The organism is Flavobacteriales bacterium, assembly GCA_025210295.1.
In the GTDB taxonomy this organism is placed as follows: Bacteria; Bacteroidota; Bacteroidia; order Flavobacteriales_D; family Parvicellaceae; genus S010-51.
In genome coordinates this window covers 69,564-87,985 of the sequence record JAOASC010000041.1, presented here as the reverse complement: position 1 = coordinate 87,985, position 18,422 = coordinate 69,564, and the positions used below count along the sequence as shown (strand labels likewise).

Here is an 18,422-nt window from a genome sequence, read left to right as displayed (position 1 = left end):
GGTTTCGTTTAGAAAAACAAATATAAGTACAATAAAGCAATGTAAGAATGAATCTTAAACTATTGCGCTAAATCTTTTTGAAAACGTTCTAGCAAATCGTTTGAAAAAGAGTTGATGACTTTAGATTCTTGTGGTGCAATTCCATTGGTTGCATCAGCAATTGTTTTCATAGCTTCTAAGAACTCTTTATATTCTGGTGCAGGCCCATAGTGTTGGCAAAAGCTAATTGCTTTTTTATAGACTTCCTCTACAGAATTATTTTTATTAGCCTCATAATTAAAAGACCATTTAATTTCGTGTTCAGCAGAATGATTTGCTAGCAGTTGGTTAAGGGCTTCTTTTTCTTCTTCTTGAATTACGCCATCAGCTTTAGCGACAACAAATAGTAATTCACCAAGAGTTTCGTATAATTTTTCCTTTTCTGTCATGATTTTTTTTCTTTAGGATTAATATACGAAAAAAATAAGATTTTAAGGGTCAGTTCGCTTGTTTTCGTTAAGCCATTTAATATAGTTGTGTATGGCTACAGCAGCCAATGTTATTAGAACAATAACTTTACTCGTAATAGAAGTCGTGGCTATAGAACTGATAAAATCCTGCCCCCATGAACTGAATTCAAGTAATAAGATGATATATATAGTTAGCGTTAACTTCATTTGTTGCTCTTGTTGCTCTGTTAAGGGGAAGCCAACTACACTGCATAAATACAAATTAAATGCGAGATATCTATTAAATAAATGATAAGTCTATTTAAATAAATGGTGAGTAACCTAGGAATAAAGTGCTAACTATGCGTTTAAAATGGCTTTGTTGATGTCTTTAACCAACTTTGGTCCCTCGTATATAAAGCCAGTATATACTTGAATCAGGTCAGCCCCAGCTTCAAGTTTTTCAAGTGCATCAGCAGCTGAATGAATTCCTCCTACACCAATTATAGGGAAAGCTTTGTTTGATTTTTCTGCTAGGTAACGAATCACTTCAGTAGCGTTATCCCTAATAGGTTGCCCACTTAAACCACCATTGCCAATAGCTACAATTTCTTCTTGACTAGTTGTAAGGTTGGCTCTACCAGAAGAAGTATTGGCAGCAATAACCCCTTCAATTTTTGTTGTAGCAATTAATTCGATAATATCGTCCAGTTGCTGACGATTTAAATCAGGAGCAATTTTTAAAAGAATGGGTCTGTTTTTACCTTTCTCTTGATCAATAGCTTTTAATGTCGTTAATAAATCTTCTAAAAAATCAACGTCTTGTAGTTTAGTTAAGTCTTTAACATTAGGACAGCTAACATTGACAACAAAATAATCAACATGGTCATATAGCGCGTTAAAATTATAGACATAATCAGGTTTAGCATCCTTATTTAGTGTCGCAGTATTTTTACCTATGTTTCCGCCAATAATCAATTTCGTTTTTCGCTTTTTTAATTGTTGAGCAGCAGCATCAGCTCCAAGATTATTGAATCCCATCCTGTTGATTAGAGCTTGATCTTTTTTTAGTCTAAACAATCGCTTTTTAGAGTTCCCTACTTGGGGTTTAGGTGTTACAGTACCAATTTCAATAAACCCAAAACCATAATTCTCTAATTCATCAACCAATACAGCGTTTTTGTCAAAACCAGCAGCAATACCCACTGGGTTTTTAAATTTTAATCCAAAAACCTCTTTCTCTAATCGAGGATCATTCACTTGAAATGTTAAACGATTCAGCCATCCGGTTATAGGAGCTGATATTTTAATGAATTTAAAGGTGAAATGATGAATTTTTTCGGGGTCAAATAAAAAAAGGATAGGACGAATGATGAGTTTGTACATGGTGATGTTGTGTAATTATTCCGCTATCAGTTGGTTTAAGGTTTGGTGAATATTTTCACTGTTCCAGTCATGAGCGCCAATAGACTTTAAAACAATGTTTTTGTTTTTATCAATAATAAAAGTTGTAGGAAAAGAATTGGCAAAGAGTTCTTTAGGGATGCTTCCTTTAGCATTGTAAAAAGTCGTATTATAACCTTTTTTAGCTTTGAATTTGGTTAGGGTTTCTAACGATTCATTTGGGCTTACTAATAAAAAGTCGACTTTGTTTTTAAAAGCAGCCTCTAGTTCTAAAATAGATGGAAGCTCTCCTCTACATGGAGGACACCAAGTGGCCCAAATATTGACAAAAATAGGTCGATCTAGTTCAGAAAGCCATATTTCATCACCATTGGTAGAGTATAGTTGCCAATCGCTAGTAACAGTGTTGTTTACAGTTTCTAATTCGTTTTTTGGAGAAGATAGCGTAAGAGAGGTCAACCATGCTCGAGTATTCTCGCCAGAAGGAGTTAGAAACAAATAGCACATAAATAAAGAAAGAATGCCCCAGAAAATAATGTCTGATTTTGTTTTTCTGGATAACTTTTTCATCTATAGTGCTTTAAAGGTGAAGTTTACACCGCTAAGGTCTTCAAATTCGACTCCTGCTTCATAAACATCTTCGTCATCTTCATCGTATTCCCAAACAATTTCTAAATTGTAATTAAAGTCCTTGTTGATATCACTGATTAGGAAAAAAATATCCATGATGTATTTTGCACTTGAAGAATTAAAATAATCCAAGTTGAATACAACAGGTAATTTTTCACTGATTGGGGGTAGAGTTTTTAAATTTTCAATCCATTCAACAATTGGGGTGAAAAAATTAGAAACATTCTCAGGGCGACATTCTCCCCTAAATGATAACTCTCTAGATGCTAAATCTAAAACGACGTCTGGAGTATATTCCGTACGCTCTAATTTTATTGGGTTCATGCGGCTAAAGTATCTTTGTTTTGTGAAATGTTAATTGTTAACTCGAAAAAAGAAGTATTCGCATCTGTTTCGAATAAATTAAATGATAAGTCTTTGTTGGCTTTAATGGCCATGTCAATTAATCCAATCCCGGCTCCTCCTTTGGTAGAAATAGCTCCATTTCTTAATTGATCTCGGTATGCAGCTTTCAATTGCTCGATATTCTTCTCAGAAACATCTTTAATTTCAGACTTTAACTTGGCAATATCTTCATTTTTGATAAGGTTTCCTGTTTTAATTGTAAACCCATCTTCAGTTTTGTATAAGATAAAAACGCCATCAGTTGTTCTAGTGTTGTAGTCTTTCTCAACACCATGTCTTAAAATATTTTCCAAAGCTTCTACGAGTACGGCATAAACCTTTTTGTAGGTTCTCCTCTCCACATTCCTCATTTGTATGTCTCTTCTTGCGTAAAGCAAAATGTTGTTTATAGACTCAAATGTAAATTCACCATGGTAAGTAACCATAGCTTTATGTTGTTTCATCGTTTCAAACATCTTGTACGTCGTATTAGTGTCTATCATGTATAGTTCTCTCTAAGGTTGGTAAGTTCCTAAAGATAAAACAAACTTTGTCAAAATCAAAAAACTTTGTCAAATTGTTTGTTACCTTTGAGCCCATTATGACAAATGGAATAATCCCAAAAATAATTAAATCTAGCAAGTATTTTGTACTGGTTTATGTATTGTTTTTGGTTGGAGTGGTTTATCTTTTAATGAATTTTAGTCGCTTGGAGGGAACTGTTTTAGTTAATCAAACATGGACTCCTGTTCAGGATGTGTTTTTTAAGTATTGTACGTACTTAGGAGGGGGAGAAACAGCAATTATTGTTGTGTGTTTATTGCTACTCTTTAGTGGAGTTAGAAATGGAGTGATTGCTTTGGTCAGTTTTGGAGTGACAGCGGGAGCTACTCAATTTTTAAAACGTATAGTTTTTCCAGAGGTTATGAGACCGTATATAGCATTGTGGGATGAGTTTAAAGAGGGTGAGTTGCACCTGGTGCTTTCAGAAGAGTTGATGAAAAAAGGACATTCGTTTCCAAGTGGACATACGACTTCTGCTTTTAGTGTATTTTTGATTTTGACATTGTTTGCTAAAAGACCTCGATTAGGAATTGTTTTTGCTAGTATTGCCGTTTTGGCAAGTTATTCAAGAGTTTACCTGTCTCAACATTTTTTTGAAGATATATTTGTAGGTTCAATGATTGGAGTATTCGGTACATTTGTAGTTTACTTCCTTTTTGAAAAAACAGGATGGTTGAAAGGAGTAGAGCAGCCTTTAATTAAATTAAAAAAACAATAATGAAAAGAATTTTTGACAGTTGCTCATCGTTGATCGTTTTGATTGTTGGATTACCGATTTTTAGTTTAATTGCCTTAGCGATAGTGCTAGACAGTAAAGGAGGGGTGTTTTTTAGACAAATCAGAGTAGGTAAAAATGGTGAAGATTTTGGTTTGTTTAAGTTTAGAACAATGAAACCCGATTCAGAGTCCTTGGGGCAAATAACAGTTGGGGGGAGAGATCCAAGAGTAACAAAGGTAGGCTATTGGTTAAGAAGGTTTAAATTCGATGAGTTTCCTCAGCTGATTAATGTGTTGATTGGAGATATGAGTATTGTTGGCCCACGCCCAGAGGTGCCAAAATATGTTGATTTGTATACTGATGAACAGAAAAAAGTTTTAAGTGTTCGCCCAGGATTAACTGATTATGCTTCGTTGGAATATATCAATGAAAATGAGTTGTTGGAGAAGTCCGATAATCCAAATGAAACGTACATTAATGAAATTATGCCAGCAAAATTAAAACTCAATTTAAAATATATCGAAGATAAAAGTCTGTGGGTAGATTTTAAATTGATAATGATGACAATCGCCAAGTTGTTTAAGAATTAATGCCTTTAAGAGGTTAAAAATTCTGGTGCCTGTGCTAAATTAATTTCTGAAATATCTTCATTAGCACATCTAAAAGTCCTGCTAGGAAATTTTTGCATCATGTCATAGTCATGTGTGGCCATGATAACAGCTTTTCCATTACTGCTAATTTCAAATAAAATTTTCATGATCTCATTGGTCGTCTCAGGATCAAGATTTCCTGTAGGTTCATCAGCAATGATCAATTCGGGGTTGTTGATTAAGGCTCTTGCAATTGCTATCCTTTGTTGCTCTCCACCAGAAATTTGATGCGGGAATTTGTAGCCCTTATTCTCCATTCCAACCTTTTTCAACAATTCATCAATTTTATTCTTGATTTTGTTTTTGTCTTTCCAGCCAGTCGCTTTCATCACAAACAACAAATTGTCAGCAATGCTACGATCAGTTAACAATTGAAAATCTTGAAAGATAATGCCGAGTTTTCTTCGGAGTTCTAAAATGCTTTTTTTCTTGATGTTAATCAGTGATTGTCTAGCAACTTCAGCAACACCCGATTTTATTTTGTTTTCTGCATAAAGCGCTTTTAATAATGAACTTTTTCCACTCCCTGTTTTTCCGATAAGATAAATGAATTCTCCTCGTTCAATATCCAATGAAATATTATTTAAAATGGTTAACTCACGTTGAGTAATGGTTACATTTTTTAGGTGAATAATGTTGTTGTTGTTCATTGTCGAAAACTTCTTTGCCCTAAAAGTATAGAAAATAGAAAGATGTACAAAAGAAATAGCTAGGTTTTCGCTCGGAAAGCAGCAAATTAAGGTGTTAAAAAATGGTGAGACTTTGTAATTAATCATTATATTTGAATCCTATAATTTAATCGTTTAAGTATGAAAAAAATAATTTTAATATTATTTGTAGCTGTAGGGTTATGGTCTTGTGAAGAAGAACAGGAAGTCGTTGTGGATAAGGTGGTTAGTGCTGAAGAGGAGCAACCTTTAACGAGAACAGAGCAAATAGAAAATATTGTTTATAATATTCCCTCACCAACAGAAACGGTAAGCATCTTAAAACGAGCTGGGGCTGTTTATGTGTTTGATTATCCTAATGATCCTTTAAATGCCGAAGATTATCAAACCTTATCAAAGCAAGGTTTGAACATGGGAGTGTATGGCGCAGACTTGACTTATGCAACAGTATTTAATAAAACCACTGAGACCTCTTTTTATTTAAGCTGTGTGACTAAGTTAGGCCGTAAATTAGGAGTAGAACAAGTGTTTAATGAAGATGTGAATGAACGTATTCAAGATAATGTGGAAAATAGAGACTCTATGCAAGTTATTGTTAATGAAACGTTCTGGGAATTGGATGCCTATCTGAAAGAACAAGGGAGAGAAAATGTATCCTCGTTAGTGGTTGCTGGAGGTTGGATAGAGTCCCTTTATTTAGCGGTACAATTTGTAAAGGCTAATCCAGAAAATGAAGAAATGAGGCAACGAATTGCTGAGCAAAAGTATTCTTTAGATAATTTGGTAGGCTTAATTAAAAGTTATAAGAACAAAGCTGGAGTAGATGAGGTTTTGGCTTCATTATTGGAGTTAAAAGAAGTGTTTGATAAGATTGAGGAGAAAAAAACAGCTGGTGGTAGTACTGCTGAAGACGGATCAATGCTGATTGGTAGTGTGATTACACTAGATGTTACCGACGAACTCATGAATGAAATTATCGAACGAGTAGAAGAGATTAGAACAGAAATAGTTAGTTAGAATTATGTTAAGATATTTATATATAATCACATTTTTATTATTCGCGTTTCCCTTGATGAATCATGCGCAATGCAAAGGCTTTACCAAGAAGAAATGTATTCCTGAACTAGGAGAGTACGTGTTTAATGGACAGCTTAATACTGCTGTTTTGACTCGAGGAGAAGAAGCTGAGCTAATGTTGAGTTTTTATAGCGGGCAAAAATATAGAATGTATGTTTGTTCTGAAGAGCAACTGGGAGCGGTAGAGTATGAAATAATGGATATTGATCGAAATGTAATTTATAAAAGTAAAGACAAAGAAAATAAGTTGTTTGACTTTAAGGTTCCATCTACACAACAACTAATTTTGCATGTTACTGTTCCTGGAGAAGGGACTAAACATGCTCTTGAATTTCAGGGCTGTGTGTCTATTTTGGTAGGTTTTATAGAAGAATGATAAAAAATATTAAGAAAAAATAAAGTTGTTAACATTTTTTTTCTAAATTTGCCGTCCGAATTTTTGTGAACAAAATGAAAGTATTAGCTGAATATATCGTTCCTTTTAGTGGAATGAAAGTTGGTAAACATCAATTTGATTACAAGGTGAGGAAAGAGTTCTTTGATGCTTTTGAGTATTCAGAAATAAAAGATGGAGATTTAGACGTTATTGTTGAAGTAGATAAATCGGAAACAATGATGATTATGAACTTCAGTATTGAAGGTAGTATTAGCTTAGAATGTGATGTTTGTTTAGGTGAATTGAAACATTTGATAGCAGCTAAGTATCGTCAAATATTTAAGTTTTCAGATGATGAAGATTTAAAATTGGATGATGAAATTACTTATGTTCGTTCGACGGAATTTGAAGTGAATATAGCTCCATTCATTATTGAGTTTATTAATTTGAGTAAACCTAACAAATCAAGACACGAAAACGGTGAATGTGATGAAGAATTGCTAGCTGTTTTAGATGAGTACTTATTAGTAGAAGAAGAACAAATAGAAGAAAGTATGGAAGAGGAGGAAGTAGATCCTCGTTGGAATGCATTAAAAAAATTAAAAACAAATAATTAAAACCATATACAATGGCACATCCTAAGAGAAAGACGTCTAAGACTAGAAGAGATAAGAGAAGAACGCATTATAAAGCTGCTGCTCAGCAAATAGCAACTTGTCCAACAACAGGAGAGGCTCACTTATATCACAGAGCTCACTGGTCTGAAGGAAAATTATACTACAAAGGTAAAGTAGTAATGGAAAAAGATAGCGCTGCTGTCTAAACCATAAAAACGTTATTGAAAATATTTTAGCCTGCTATGAATTATAGTGGGCTTTTTACATTGTACTAATAATAAATAGCATATTGTTGTTGAGAATTAATAGATTTAATGTAACTTTAGTATAAAGTTGGTTAGAACGTTCTTAAAATTCGGTTTAAGGAGTGCGATAAACAACTTCAATATAAATAGTTGAATTATGAAAAAGTATATAGTAGTCTTCATAGCTTTATTAACTTCTTTTTTCTTTTATGCGCAAGTTGCACAAAAAGGAACGCATAATGTAGATGTGGGTCAATTTAAAGCTTTTGAAAAACAAGAGAAAAAGTTATTGTTAGATGTAAGGACTCCAAATGAATACCAACAGGGGCATATTGATGGTGCTAAGAATTTAGATTATTTTGATAAAAGCTTTAAAACGGAATTAGCAAAATTTGATAAAGGAGTTCCTGTTTATGTGTATTGTCGATCTGGAGGAAGAAGTGCTAAAGCAATGCAAATAATGAAAGAGATGGGGTTTGAGACTGTTTATAACCTAAAAGGAGGTTATTTGGCATGGTCACAACATCAATAAAAGAGAATTAAATGAAATTGAATTGGAAAAGTTGGGGTTGGTTAAGAGTTGTTCGATTAATTTTAGGTGTTTCATTTGTTGGTCAAGCAATAGATACCAAAGAATGGTTTTTATTACCAATAGGTTTATTTTTGTTGTATCAAGTTTATACCAACGCCGGATGTGCCAGTTGTGAAACAGATCAATGTTCAATTCCAGAATAAAATTAAAGTCTTCATTCAACGAATGGAGATTTTTTTTGTTTAAAAATAAGGCTATTCCCATTAAATAATTAAATTTGTTAGGCACATAAAATTGATAAAATCTAAACAAATGAATAAAGTAGTTAAAGATGCAGCAGAGGCTTGTAAAGACATTACAAGTGGAGTAACAATTATGTTAGGTGGTTTTGGGTTATGTGGTATCCCTGAAAATTCAATAGCAGAATTGGTCAAAAAGAGTGTTACCGATTTGACTTGCATCTCTAATAATGCTGGAGTAGATGATTTTGGTTTAGGTTTATTGTTGCAAAAGCACCAAGTAAAAAAAATGATCTCTTCTTATGTAGGAGAGAATGATGAATTTGAACGTCAAATGCTAAGTGGAGAATTAGAAGTTGATCTAATACCTCAAGGAAGTTTGGCTGAAAGATGTCGAGCTGGAGGAGCTGGTATACCAGCATTTTATACGCCAGCAGGATATGGTACTGAAGTCGCTGAAGGAAAAGAAGTAAGAGAGTTCAATGGGAAACCACATATTTTGGAGTCAGCCTTAACAGCCGATTTTGCAATTGTAAAAGCCTGGAAAGGAGATACTGCAGGGAATTTAATCTACAAAGCGACTGCCAAAAATTTTAACCCAATGATGGCTATGGCTGGTAAAATAACGATAGCAGAAGTTGAAGAGTTAGTACCAGTAGGAACATTAGATCCTAATCAGATTCATACACCAGGAATCTTTGTACAACGTATCTTTCAAGGTGTAGATTACGAAAAAAGAATTGAGCAAAGAACGGTTAGACCTAAAGCATAATAAAATAGAGGGCTAGCCCTAGCTGTTATCACAATTTATGAGGTTTAGCCTTACAGAAAATCGATGGTCTCTTTTTATAGCATTAGCTGTAATACTTTATATCTGTACTTGGCCTTTTTATAACTATTGGTTAAATCCTTTTACTTGGGATACTTTTGGCTATTATCTTTATTTACCAATGTCGTTGATTCACAATGATCTTGGAATTAGTGATTTTTCAATTTTAGAAGAAGTCAAAAGAGAACAGTTTATATCTCCGACGTTTTATCAGATCAATAAGACCGAAACAGGACACTGGTTGATACGCTATCCGATGGGGTTAGCAGTATTGCATGCTCCTTTTTTCGGGATAGGACATTTTTTTGCCAAAGGTTTAGGCTATGCGCAAAATGGCTTTTCTTTACCTTATCAAATTGCTATTACATCTGGAAGTCTTTTTTATATCTCTAGTTCAGTATTGTTGCTTAGAAAAATTTTATTGAGGTGGTTTAAAGATCATGTTGTTGCCGTTACCTTATTGCTTTTGTTTTTGGGGACGAATATCATCAGTCAAATTACAGTAAGTGCGACAATGCCGCATGCTATTCTCTTTTTTGTTTATACTCTAATTGTTTATTTAACGATCAAGTGGCACGAAAATAAATCCTTGACCAATAGCGTGTTGTTGGGAGGTGTTATTGGTTTAGCGGTGATCTCTCGACCAACAGAGGTTGTTGCTGTACTAATTCCTTTGCTTTGGGAAGTAAAGAATTGGGATGGATTTAAGGAAAAAGTAGCGGCTATTTGGAGCAAGCATCGTAAGCATTTATTACTTGCGGTTATTGTTGCTTTTGGCGTCATTTCGCTACAATTAATATACTGGAAGACCTACACGGGGCACTTTGTTTATAACTCTTATAACAATGTTGGTGAGGGATTGGATTTGTTAGCGCCACATACATTGAATGTCTTATTTAGCTTTAAGAAAGGATGGCTTATTTATACTCCAATGATGTTGTTGGCAATAGGGGGATTTTATTTCTTGAAAAAAGAAAAACCAACTTACTTTTTGTCTTTTTTCTCCTTTTTTGTATTGAATTTATATCTAGTTTCTAGTTGGACATGTTGGTGGTATGCTGCAAGTTTTGGTCAACGAGCTTTAGTGCAGTCCTATGTTGTGATGGCAATAGCATTGGCTTTTTTTATACAAGCTTTGCTCAAAATGAAAATATTGCCCAAAACTGTAGGCGCTATTTTTGTTATTCTGTTTTTGGGACTAAACCTCTTTCAGAATTATCAATTTAGGTTAGGAATCATCCATGGACATCGAATGACAGCAGCCTATTATCAAGCAGTGTTTGGAAGACTAGATGTGCAACCAAATGAATTGGAACATTTGTTGTCTTTTAATCGAGATTTAACATTTGAAGAATCCTTGAAGAATTATCGCTATGATGTTGAGCAAGTCTATAAAAATGGCTTTGAGTCAGATGAAAATGTAACCACAGAAGCGTTTAAACATAGCGGAAAGAAAGCTTTGGTGATGAATGAAACGGCTCCTTTTTCTAAAGATTATGCCGCTACCTATTCAAATTTAACAACAGAAGAATATTGTTGGATAGAAGTACGTTTTTGGGCTTATTTGACCCATTCAGACGCTAATGTAAACTTAGTAAATACGATTGTTCGATCAGGAGATAATTATGGATATTCAGCAAATAATCTTATCTTAGATGCTCATAATGTTGAGGTAAACAAATGGAAAGAATATGTGTTCCATTACCAAACACCACATATCAGAAGTGGAAGTGATGAATTTAAATCTTATTTCTGGTATTGTGGGGGAGGAGAAGTTTATATCGATGATTTAACAATAACAAAATATACACCTAAATAAAGAAAAAATAAATGTTAAGTAAAACTCAAATAGCTCAGCGAATTGCGCAAGAATTACAAGATGGATGGTATGTTAATTTAGGGATAGGAATACCAACATTAGTCGCTAATTATATTCCAGAGGGAATAGAGGTTGAGTTTCAGTCTGAAAATGGAATTTTAGGAATGGGGCCATTTCCTTTTGAGGGAGAAGAAGACGCCGATTTGATTAATGCAGGTAAACAAACAATTACAGCATTGCCTGGTGCAGTCTATTTCGATTCAGCTACAAGTTTTGCGATGATTAGAGGGCAACATGTTCAATTGACAGTCTTAGGTGCAATGGAAGTTTCTGAAAACGGAGATATCGCCAATTGGAAGATTCCTGGTAGAATGGTAAAAGGAATGGGGGGAGCAATGGATTTGGTTGCAAGTGCTGAGAATATTGTGGTGGCTATGATGCATACCAATAAAAAAGGAGAAAGCAAGTTGTTGAAAACATGTTCTTTGCCGTTAACAGGTGTGGGATGTGTAAAGAAAATAGTTACCAATTTAGCCGTTTTAGAAGTCGTTGAAGAAGGTGGATTTAAGTTGTTGGAAAGAGCGCCTGGTGTATCTGTGGAAGAAATTCAAAATGCTACAGAAGGAAAGTTAATCATAGATGGAGAAGTTCCAGAGATGAAGCTGTAAGCTCATGAAAAGTTTTTGGAGTGGGAACTTAAAAAAAGGAAATGGGTGGTTAATATTTTCCATTTTCTTGGTTATACATTTGTTGCCGCTCTTTGCTACAGATTTTTTATTGACGTTGGATGGTCCCTCTCATTTATATAATGCCAAAATATTTAATGAGTTATTAGGAGGAAATCCATTTCTTTCTGAATATTATCAAATCAATACAGAATTAGTTCCTAATTATTTAGGGCATTTAATACTAAGTTTTTTTTTATTATTGATGTCCCCTATACTGGCACTAAAACTCATTCATTTACTATACGTAGTAGGAATAGCTATTGCTTTTCGAAAGCTGGTCTTAATCATTAATCCAGCTAGTGGTAAGTTGAGTGTACTGATATTCCCTCTTATTTATTCTGCACCTTTTATCTCAGGGTTTTATAACTTTTCTTTAGCACTAATATTGTTGCTGTGGACCCTTTATTTCTGGTTTAAAAATAAAGAAAACCGCCCTTTGATGTTTTATCTAAAACTTGGGGCATTAATGTTACTCACTTATTTTGCGCATTCCTTTACGTTTGCTGTTTTGTGCTTGAGTATAGGTGTTATTGTTGTTGGGGAAAAGGGAATCAAAAATGTAAAAGAGTGGTTAGTTGATGGAGGTAAAGTATTAATAGCAGCCATTGTTCCTATAGGGTTAGCACTGTCATTTGTGATGTCGAGAGCTACTATACCTACTTATTTAACTGGTGAGCAACTTTGGGAGCAACTCCAAGATTTCAAGTTTATATTTAGTTATCATAACGAAACATCGCACGGGGTGTTCATCTATGTCTTACTTTCTTTACTAGGGTCAGTATTGTTTAAAGAAAAGAAGGCGCTATCGTTATTATACATTGCATTGATTTTATTGGGGTTGTATTTTTATTTGCCAGATGGAGTAGGTTATGCAAGTGTATTTTCAATCAGAACCCTTTTACTTAGCTTTTTGTTTTTTATTTTATGGTTAGCTCTTCAAAAAAGAAATAGAATTATACAAGCTATTTTAATAGGAGTCTTATTTTTTTACCAACAACATCGTATGTCCGAATTAAAAGAATGGATGGCTGTAAAAAACAATAAAGCCAAAGAAATGTTAAAAGTAGGTGAGCTTATTCCTCAACATAGTACAATACTTCCAGTACGCACGCTAAATACATGGCAGTATTTCCATCTTTCAAACCTCTTAGGCGTTAATAAACCACAATTAATTTTAGAAAACTATGAAGCTGCTCACGATTACTTTCCTATAAAATGGAAAGATAATTTGGAGCAGCAAATAAAAGAAAATAGAGAAAGGATAGAAGCAATAGATTATATCATTAAAATAGGTTATGCTGCCCCTGAGTCTTCGGCAGAAAAAGACTTTGTTCATTATGCAGATTCATTAGGTGTAAAAGTCTATCAGTCTGATTTCGTGGTGTTATATCAATTAAATAAGCTGCGTTAGTATTGTCTGTAATGAAGTTTAGTCCATTTAAATACCTTAAAAAACATAAGAAAAAAAGCCTTGTCTTTTTAGTGTTATTAGTATGGTATTACTTTTCATTACCTAATCAATTATTTGTAGATCCTACTTCCACAGTCTTAGAAAGTAGAGAGGGGGTATTGCTAGGAGCGAAAATAGCCGATGATGGTCAATGGCGTTTCCCACATAATGATAGCGTTCCAGAAAAGTTTAAGACTTGTATCTTACAATTTGAAGATGCTTATTTCTACTCACATCCAGGCATTAATCCTGTATCTATTGTAAAGGCTATAGGGCAAAATTTACAGTCCAATAAAGTGAGGAGAGGAGGAAGCACAATTACCCAACAGGTCATTCGATTAGCTCGAAAAGGAAGGTCAAGGACCTATTTTGAAAAAGTGATCGAAATGATTTTGGCTACGCGGCTAGAGTTGAGATCATCCAAAGATCAAATCTTAGCAATGTATGCTTCAAATGCTCCCTTTGGAGGAAATGTTGTTGGGTTAGATGTCGCTTCATGGAGGTATTTTAATTGTAAACCAGATCAACTATCGTGGGCAGAAAGTGCGACATTAGCGGTGTTGCCCAATGCTCCAAGTTTAATATATCCTGGGAAAAATCAAGAAAAGCTAATTGCTAAAAGAAATCGGCTTTTAAAAAAGTTGTATCAAAATCAGTTGATAGATTCACTAACATTCGAATTGGCATTATTAGAAGAGTTACCTCCTAGACCATATTCTATTCCTCAAATTGCTCCACACTTATTAATCCGATTAGATAAATCTTATCACGGTAAACGTATTCAAACGACGATAAAAGCTAGTGTACAGCGCGATGTTAATCAGATTGTCGAAGAGACCTATTTAAACCTTAGTCAAAATCATATTTACAATGCAGCTGTTTTAGTATTGGACGTCCATTCTAGAGCTGTTTTAGCTTATGTAGGTAATACTCCTACCAATAAAGAACATCAGAAAGATGTAGACATTGTAACTAAACCAAGAAGTACAGGGAGTATTCTAAAACCTTTTCTATATGCAGCTATGTTGGATCAAGGAGCGTTACTGCCACATCAATTAATTCCAGATGTGCCAACTCAAATCGCTAATTATAACCCTCAAAATTTTGATAAACATTACGATGGAGCAGTGCCTGCCTCAGCGGCATTGTATCGCTCTCTTAATATCCCCGCAGTAAGGATGTTGCAACAATTTGGAGTAGAGAAATTCTATCATTATCTAACCAAAATGAAACTAAAAGATATTCGTTTTGCTCCCGATCATTATGGGTTGTCATTAATTTTAGGAGGTGCTGAATCTAACCTGTGGGATATAACAAAAAATTATGCAGCATTTGCCTCTACCGTTAACCATTATCGAGAATTGGAGAGTAATTATTATACCAACGAATTTACAGAACCCAATATGATTGCAGAAAAGACCGTTGATTTTGGAGCTGTAACTCATGAAAAACCGTTGTTTGATGCTGGGGCAATTTATTTGACTTTAGAAACCTTAACTAAGGTCAACCGCCCAATGGGAGAAGAGAATTGGGAATTCTATAGTTCCGGACAAAAAATAGCTTGGAAGACAGGTACAAGTTTTGGTTTTCGAGATGCCTGGGCAGTGGGAACGACAAAAGATTATACCGTAGGCGTATGGATTGGAAATGCAGATGGAGAAGGTAGAACAGGATTAGTTGGGGTACAAGCAGCAGCTCCAGTGCTGTTCTCGGTTTTTGAGCAACTGCCGAAAGCAGATTGGTTTAAAGTCCCTTATGATGAATTAGTGACGGTAACAACTTGCGCCAAAAGTGGAATGTTGGCGGGCGATTTTTGTGAAGAATTAGATACGCTTTTGGTTCCCCGCGCTGGAAAGCGAACAACTACGTGTAAGTATCATCGTTGGGTTCATTTGGATCAAGATAAAAGTTTTCAGGTAGATAATAGCTGTTATGATTTAGAGTTGATGCAACACCAGTCCTGGTTTGTGCTACCTCCTTTAATGGAGTATTATTACCAACAAAAAGATCCCACTTATAAAGTGTTGCCTCCGTTTAGAATGGATTGTCAAAGTAGTGGAGAAACTAAAATGGAATTTATTTTTCCCAAGCCCAATACAAAACTTTACCTTCCAAAGGGTTTTGATGAAAAAGTTAATGATTTAGTACTAAAAGTAGCGCATTCTTCACCTAATGTTACATTGTTTTGGTATCTTGATGATGAATACTTAGGTGAAACTAAAGAGATTCATGAAATAGCTGTGATGCCATCAGTTGGAAAGCATTTGATTACTGTTGTTGATGAACAAGGAAATGAATTGAAACAATGGACGGAAATCAGTGAGTAAATGGTGGTGGGATACAATAGCTTTCTATAATATTCAGCTTCTTCATTGTTGTTTTTTTGGCAATAGAAGTTTTGAATGAGGTATAATAAAGAACTAAAAGTTAAATGAAAGAGGTTAGTCTGATTGTAGTGTTTTCTTTAATTGTTGGAATTGGTTTTTCACAAGCTAATGTTGCAATAAAATTATTGAATATAGGAGGTATTGAAGCATTTGATAAAGTAGAGTTAGGGATAGACTTGCCTTCAACAGTTGAGCAAAAAATCACTCGTTATATACAAAGTGAATTCCCTGTTTCTTTTAAAAAGAAAACAAAGCAAATGCTCAACCCTTTTGATCCTGAACAGCTAGATATAAGCGTTGATTTTTGGAGAGAAGACATGGAGGAACGTCAAAAAAGAGAGCAACGCTTTGGTTTTTATTATGATGGATTTTCTGTTCGTAAAAACACACTGATAGCAACAAAAACAAGTAATCATTTAAGAGTACGGTTTACTCCTAAAGACCAAGGGGAATGGAAATGTAAAGCTACTGTTTTAGTTCAAGGTGATTCATTGTTTTCCGATGTGTTTTCGTTTACAGTTAATTCACCAAAGACAGCAAAAGGTTTTATGGCTATAGATGAGCAGCAACACTATTTTAGAATTGGAGATTCTTCCTTTTTTCCAGTTGGACAAAACATTCCTTGGCCAGGAGCAATTTGGTATAATGGTACTGAGATGATTCGACATCACGAATTTGAACAATATAAACACTTAATAACAGCATTTTCTGAACGAGGAGGAAACTATTACAGAATGTTGATTACCCCTTGGACTTATGATGTTGAATTTGAAAACTTGGGTAATTATAGCTCTCGTATGAAAAATGCATGGGAGTTAGATCGTTTACTTGAGCATAGTGAAGAGCTTGGCTTGAAAATACATTTTAATATGTTGCTGCATGGAGCGCTTGAGAATCCAAGTGTTTATACAATTACCAATTGGGATTGGCCTGCATACGAAGATGAGGTATATGGAGATAAAGCATGTGTTGCTAAAGAAGATCAGGGGTATTGCTATCGTAGGGAGTTGGGGTTGATAGATCCAATAGCATTTTTTACCAATGCTGATGCAAAGCGATTCTATAAAAATAAATTACGGTATATGATCGCAAGATGGGGTTATTCCACAAGTATTGGAGTCTTTGAGTTATTAAGCGAAATCAATAATTTAGGACAACAAGCCCGATTAGAATTTAATGGAAAAGGTTGTCCAAGTGTAGCGACGGTCACGGTTCCTTATCAAGACAGTGTAGCAACTGTGCCCAAAGCTGTTTTGCAGTGGCAGCATGAAATGGCAAAGTATATCAAAGAAGAGCTTCAACACGATAATCATCCAATAGCTGTAAGTTATACAGGAGAACCAGCAATAGATAAAGGAGACTTATCGTATTATTCGCCTTATGTGGATATTGCGACTTATAATGCCTATTCTTTTGATCGCAATCAAAATAAATACGCCAGGCTTATCAATAAGCTTCATCGTTATCGGAAAGAAAAAGTGGTCGTATCTAATTCTATCCTCAAAAAAGACGTATCAAAACGAGCGGTTGGGTTAGAAAAGCCTTTTATGTTATCGGAAATAGGTTCAGGGTTATCAGCATGTGATCGTTCAACGATATGGAAACAATCAGTTGTTCTTAGTCCTTTTACTGGGCTTTCTGGAGTTGCAATGCCATGGTTAAACTATACCGATGATGCAGATTTATGGAAGTACTTTGATTTTGTAAGTGGTTTTATGCAAGAAGTAGATTTAATTCACAATAAATGGGATGCAAAGTATACAGTAGCTAAATCTAACCTAGTGGAAGTATACAGTTTACAGAATACTAAGCAAAAACAAGCTGTAGGCGCATTGAATAATAGGACTTATAATTACTATACAATGCGAAACGATTGTGAAGAATGTTTTTGTCATAAGGACGCTGTATTACCAGAGTTACAAGAATTAAAAACGGTGGTAAACAACCGTAAAGAAAACGCTTTGAAATTGACAAAGATGGGAAGTTTTAAAAAGTATAAAGTAATTTTTTATGATCCTTTAAAAGGAAAATTAATCAATCAAGAAGAGGTTGTAAAGTCGAATTGGCTCGGGCAACTGACAATCCCATATCCGGAGCTGAAAGGGGCAGAACGTCCGTTTGTTTATTTTAAGGTAGAGCGGTAATGTGTTGGAGTTATTGTCTGTGTTTTTTATGAGGATGTTGATGAGTATTAAATACAGCAAAAACAATAATTTCCCTATAGTTAAAATGATATAAAACGACAAATGGAAAAGTTTTGATAACTGCTTGTCGTTGACCTTTATATATTTCTTGAAAAGCTTTGGGTTGGTTTTTTATTGTTGAAAAACAAACATCTATAGCTTCTAAAAATCGTTCTCCTAACCCAATTGATCTTTTTTCATACCAAACATAAGCTACGCGAATATCATGTATAGCTTCTTCTTTGATTCTTAGTGGAAACCTTTTCACTTTTGGGTTCTAATTTGATTCTTAGCTTCTTCCCATGAGTACGATTTACTGATTTGATTTTTGTGGTTGTCAATTCGTTTATCTAAGGTGATTTTTTGAGTTTTTGATAGTGATGTTGTTTCTTTATGCATCTCTACAAAGTCTAACGATTCAATAAAGTTTAAGAAATCTGAAACTCTATGGTCTTTTACGTTTAATGTGATTTTCATACTTAATATTAACGCAA

23 protein-coding genes are annotated in these 18,422 nt (G+C 34.5%); 14 read left to right on the top strand and 9 right to left on the bottom strand.

Annotated elements, in window-relative coordinates:
* Nucleotides 1–59: 59 nt before the first annotated feature.
* From N4A35_12330 to N4A35_12305, 6 genes are all read right to left on the bottom strand, one after another.
* Complete coding sequence (locus N4A35_12330) at nt 60–428, bottom strand: TerB family tellurite resistance protein (protein ID MCT4582190.1); 369 nt, start codon at nt 426–428, stop codon at nt 60–62.
* A gap of 42 nt (nt 429–470) precedes the next feature.
* A complete protein-coding gene (locus N4A35_12325; GenBank protein MCT4582189.1) occupies nt 471–656 on the bottom strand; it encodes a hypothetical protein in 186 nt (61 codons plus the stop codon).
* 132 nt (nt 657–788) lie between these two features.
* On the bottom strand, nt 789–1,814 hold the full coding sequence (locus tag N4A35_12320) for a quinone-dependent dihydroorotate dehydrogenase (GenBank protein ID MCT4582188.1): 1,026 nt from the start codon (nt 1,812–1,814) through the stop codon (nt 789–791).
* A 15-nt stretch (nt 1,815–1,829) separates the two neighbouring features.
* On the bottom strand, nt 1,830–2,402 hold the full coding sequence (locus N4A35_12315; GenBank protein ID MCT4582187.1) for a TlpA family protein disulfide reductase: 573 nt from the start codon (nt 2,400–2,402) through the stop codon (nt 1,830–1,832).
* Nucleotides 2,403–2,786 carry a DUF1987 domain-containing protein gene (locus N4A35_12310; GenBank protein MCT4582186.1) on the bottom strand — a complete coding sequence of 128 codons (384 nt, stop codon included), beginning with the start codon at nt 2,784–2,786 and terminating at the stop codon, nt 2,403–2,405.
* The gene (locus N4A35_12305) at nt 2,783–3,322 is read right to left on the bottom strand and encodes a SiaB family protein kinase (protein MCT4582185.1); all 540 of its coding nucleotides are present in this window, start codon (nt 3,320–3,322) and stop codon (nt 2,783–2,785) included. Before N4A35_12305 ends, N4A35_12310 begins: the two co-directional genes overlap by 4 nt.
* 125 nt (nt 3,323–3,447) lie before the next feature.
* Here N4A35_12305 and N4A35_12300 point away from each other — a divergent pair, with 125 nt between their 5' ends.
* Nucleotides 3,448–4,128 (top strand): phosphatase PAP2 family protein, encoded by a 681-nt coding sequence (locus N4A35_12300; GenBank protein MCT4582184.1) that lies wholly within the window; start codon nt 3,448–3,450, stop codon nt 4,126–4,128.
* Nucleotides 4,125–4,718, top strand: coding sequence for a sugar transferase (locus N4A35_12295; GenBank protein ID MCT4582183.1), 594 nt, complete (start codon nt 4,125–4,127; stop codon nt 4,716–4,718). The genes N4A35_12300 and N4A35_12295 overlap by 4 nt, the downstream gene beginning before the upstream one ends.
* 5 nt (nt 4,719–4,723) lie before the next feature.
* Here N4A35_12295 and N4A35_12290 read toward each other — a convergent pair whose 3' ends face one another.
* The gene (locus tag N4A35_12290) at nt 4,724–5,428 is read right to left on the bottom strand and encodes an ATP-binding cassette domain-containing protein (GenBank protein MCT4582182.1); all 705 of its coding nucleotides are present in this window, start codon (nt 5,426–5,428) and stop codon (nt 4,724–4,726) included.
* A gap of 159 nt (nt 5,429–5,587) precedes the next feature.
* On the opposite strand from N4A35_12290, the gene N4A35_12285 reads away from it, so the two are divergent.
* The 12 genes from N4A35_12285 to N4A35_12230 all read left to right on the top strand — a co-directional run bounded on the left by N4A35_12285 (nt 5,588) and on the right by N4A35_12230 (nt 17,889).
* Nucleotides 5,588–6,463, top strand: a complete 876-nt coding sequence (locus N4A35_12285) for a hypothetical protein (protein MCT4582181.1) — start codon at nt 5,588–5,590, stop codon at nt 6,461–6,463.
* Nucleotides 6,464–6,518: 55 nt separating this feature from the next.
* Nucleotides 6,519–6,899 (top strand): hypothetical protein, encoded by a 381-nt coding sequence (locus tag N4A35_12280; GenBank protein ID MCT4582180.1) that lies wholly within the window; start codon nt 6,519–6,521, stop codon nt 6,897–6,899.
* A 74-nt stretch (nt 6,900–6,973) separates the two neighbouring features.
* Nucleotides 6,974–7,516 (top strand): DUF177 domain-containing protein, encoded by a 543-nt coding sequence (locus N4A35_12275; protein ID MCT4582179.1) that lies wholly within the window; start codon nt 6,974–6,976, stop codon nt 7,514–7,516.
* A gap of 11 nt (nt 7,517–7,527) precedes the next feature.
* On the top strand, nt 7,528–7,722 hold the full coding sequence (gene rpmF / locus N4A35_12270) for a 50S ribosomal protein L32 (GenBank protein ID MCT4582178.1): 195 nt from the start codon (nt 7,528–7,530) through the stop codon (nt 7,720–7,722).
* A gap of 196 nt (nt 7,723–7,918) precedes the next feature.
* The gene (locus N4A35_12265; protein ID MCT4582177.1) at nt 7,919–8,293 is read left to right on the top strand and encodes a rhodanese-like domain-containing protein; all 375 of its coding nucleotides are present in this window, start codon (nt 7,919–7,921) and stop codon (nt 8,291–8,293) included.
* Nucleotides 8,294–8,304: 11 nt separating this feature from the next.
* The gene (locus N4A35_12260; protein MCT4582176.1) at nt 8,305–8,496 is read left to right on the top strand and encodes a hypothetical protein; all 192 of its coding nucleotides are present in this window, start codon (nt 8,305–8,307) and stop codon (nt 8,494–8,496) included.
* A 109-nt stretch (nt 8,497–8,605) separates the two neighbouring features.
* Nucleotides 8,606–9,304, top strand: a complete 699-nt coding sequence (locus N4A35_12255; GenBank protein ID MCT4582175.1) for a CoA transferase subunit A — start codon at nt 8,606–8,608, stop codon at nt 9,302–9,304.
* A gap of 37 nt (nt 9,305–9,341) precedes the next feature.
* Entirely contained in the window at nt 9,342–11,180 is a 1,839-nt protein-coding gene (locus N4A35_12250) for a hypothetical protein (protein ID MCT4582174.1), read from the top strand.
* 11 nt (nt 11,181–11,191) lie between these two features.
* Complete coding sequence (locus tag N4A35_12245; protein ID MCT4582173.1) at nt 11,192–11,848, top strand: CoA transferase subunit B; 657 nt, start codon at nt 11,192–11,194, stop codon at nt 11,846–11,848.
* A gap of 4 nt (nt 11,849–11,852) precedes the next feature.
* Nucleotides 11,853–13,319 (top strand): hypothetical protein, encoded by a 1,467-nt coding sequence (locus tag N4A35_12240; protein ID MCT4582172.1) that lies wholly within the window; start codon nt 11,853–11,855, stop codon nt 13,317–13,319.
* An 11-nt stretch (nt 13,320–13,330) separates the two neighbouring features.
* On the top strand, nt 13,331–15,685 hold the full coding sequence (pbpC, locus tag N4A35_12235; protein MCT4582171.1) for a penicillin-binding protein 1C: 2,355 nt from the start codon (nt 13,331–13,333) through the stop codon (nt 15,683–15,685).
* Nucleotides 15,686–15,789: 104 nt separating this feature from the next.
* On the top strand, nt 15,790–17,889 hold the full coding sequence (locus N4A35_12230; protein ID MCT4582170.1) for a hypothetical protein: 2,100 nt from the start codon (nt 15,790–15,792) through the stop codon (nt 17,887–17,889).
* 10 nt (nt 17,890–17,899) lie between these two features.
* On the opposite strand, the gene N4A35_12225 is transcribed toward N4A35_12230, so the two are convergent.
* Entirely contained in the window at nt 17,900–18,196 is a 297-nt protein-coding gene (locus N4A35_12225; GenBank protein MCT4582169.1) for a type II toxin-antitoxin system RelE/ParE family toxin, read from the bottom strand.
* Complete coding sequence (locus N4A35_12220) at nt 18,193–18,405, bottom strand: hypothetical protein (GenBank protein MCT4582168.1); 213 nt, start codon at nt 18,403–18,405, stop codon at nt 18,193–18,195. Before N4A35_12220 ends, N4A35_12225 begins: the two co-directional genes overlap by 4 nt.
* Nucleotides 18,406–18,422 lie beyond the last annotated feature (17 nt).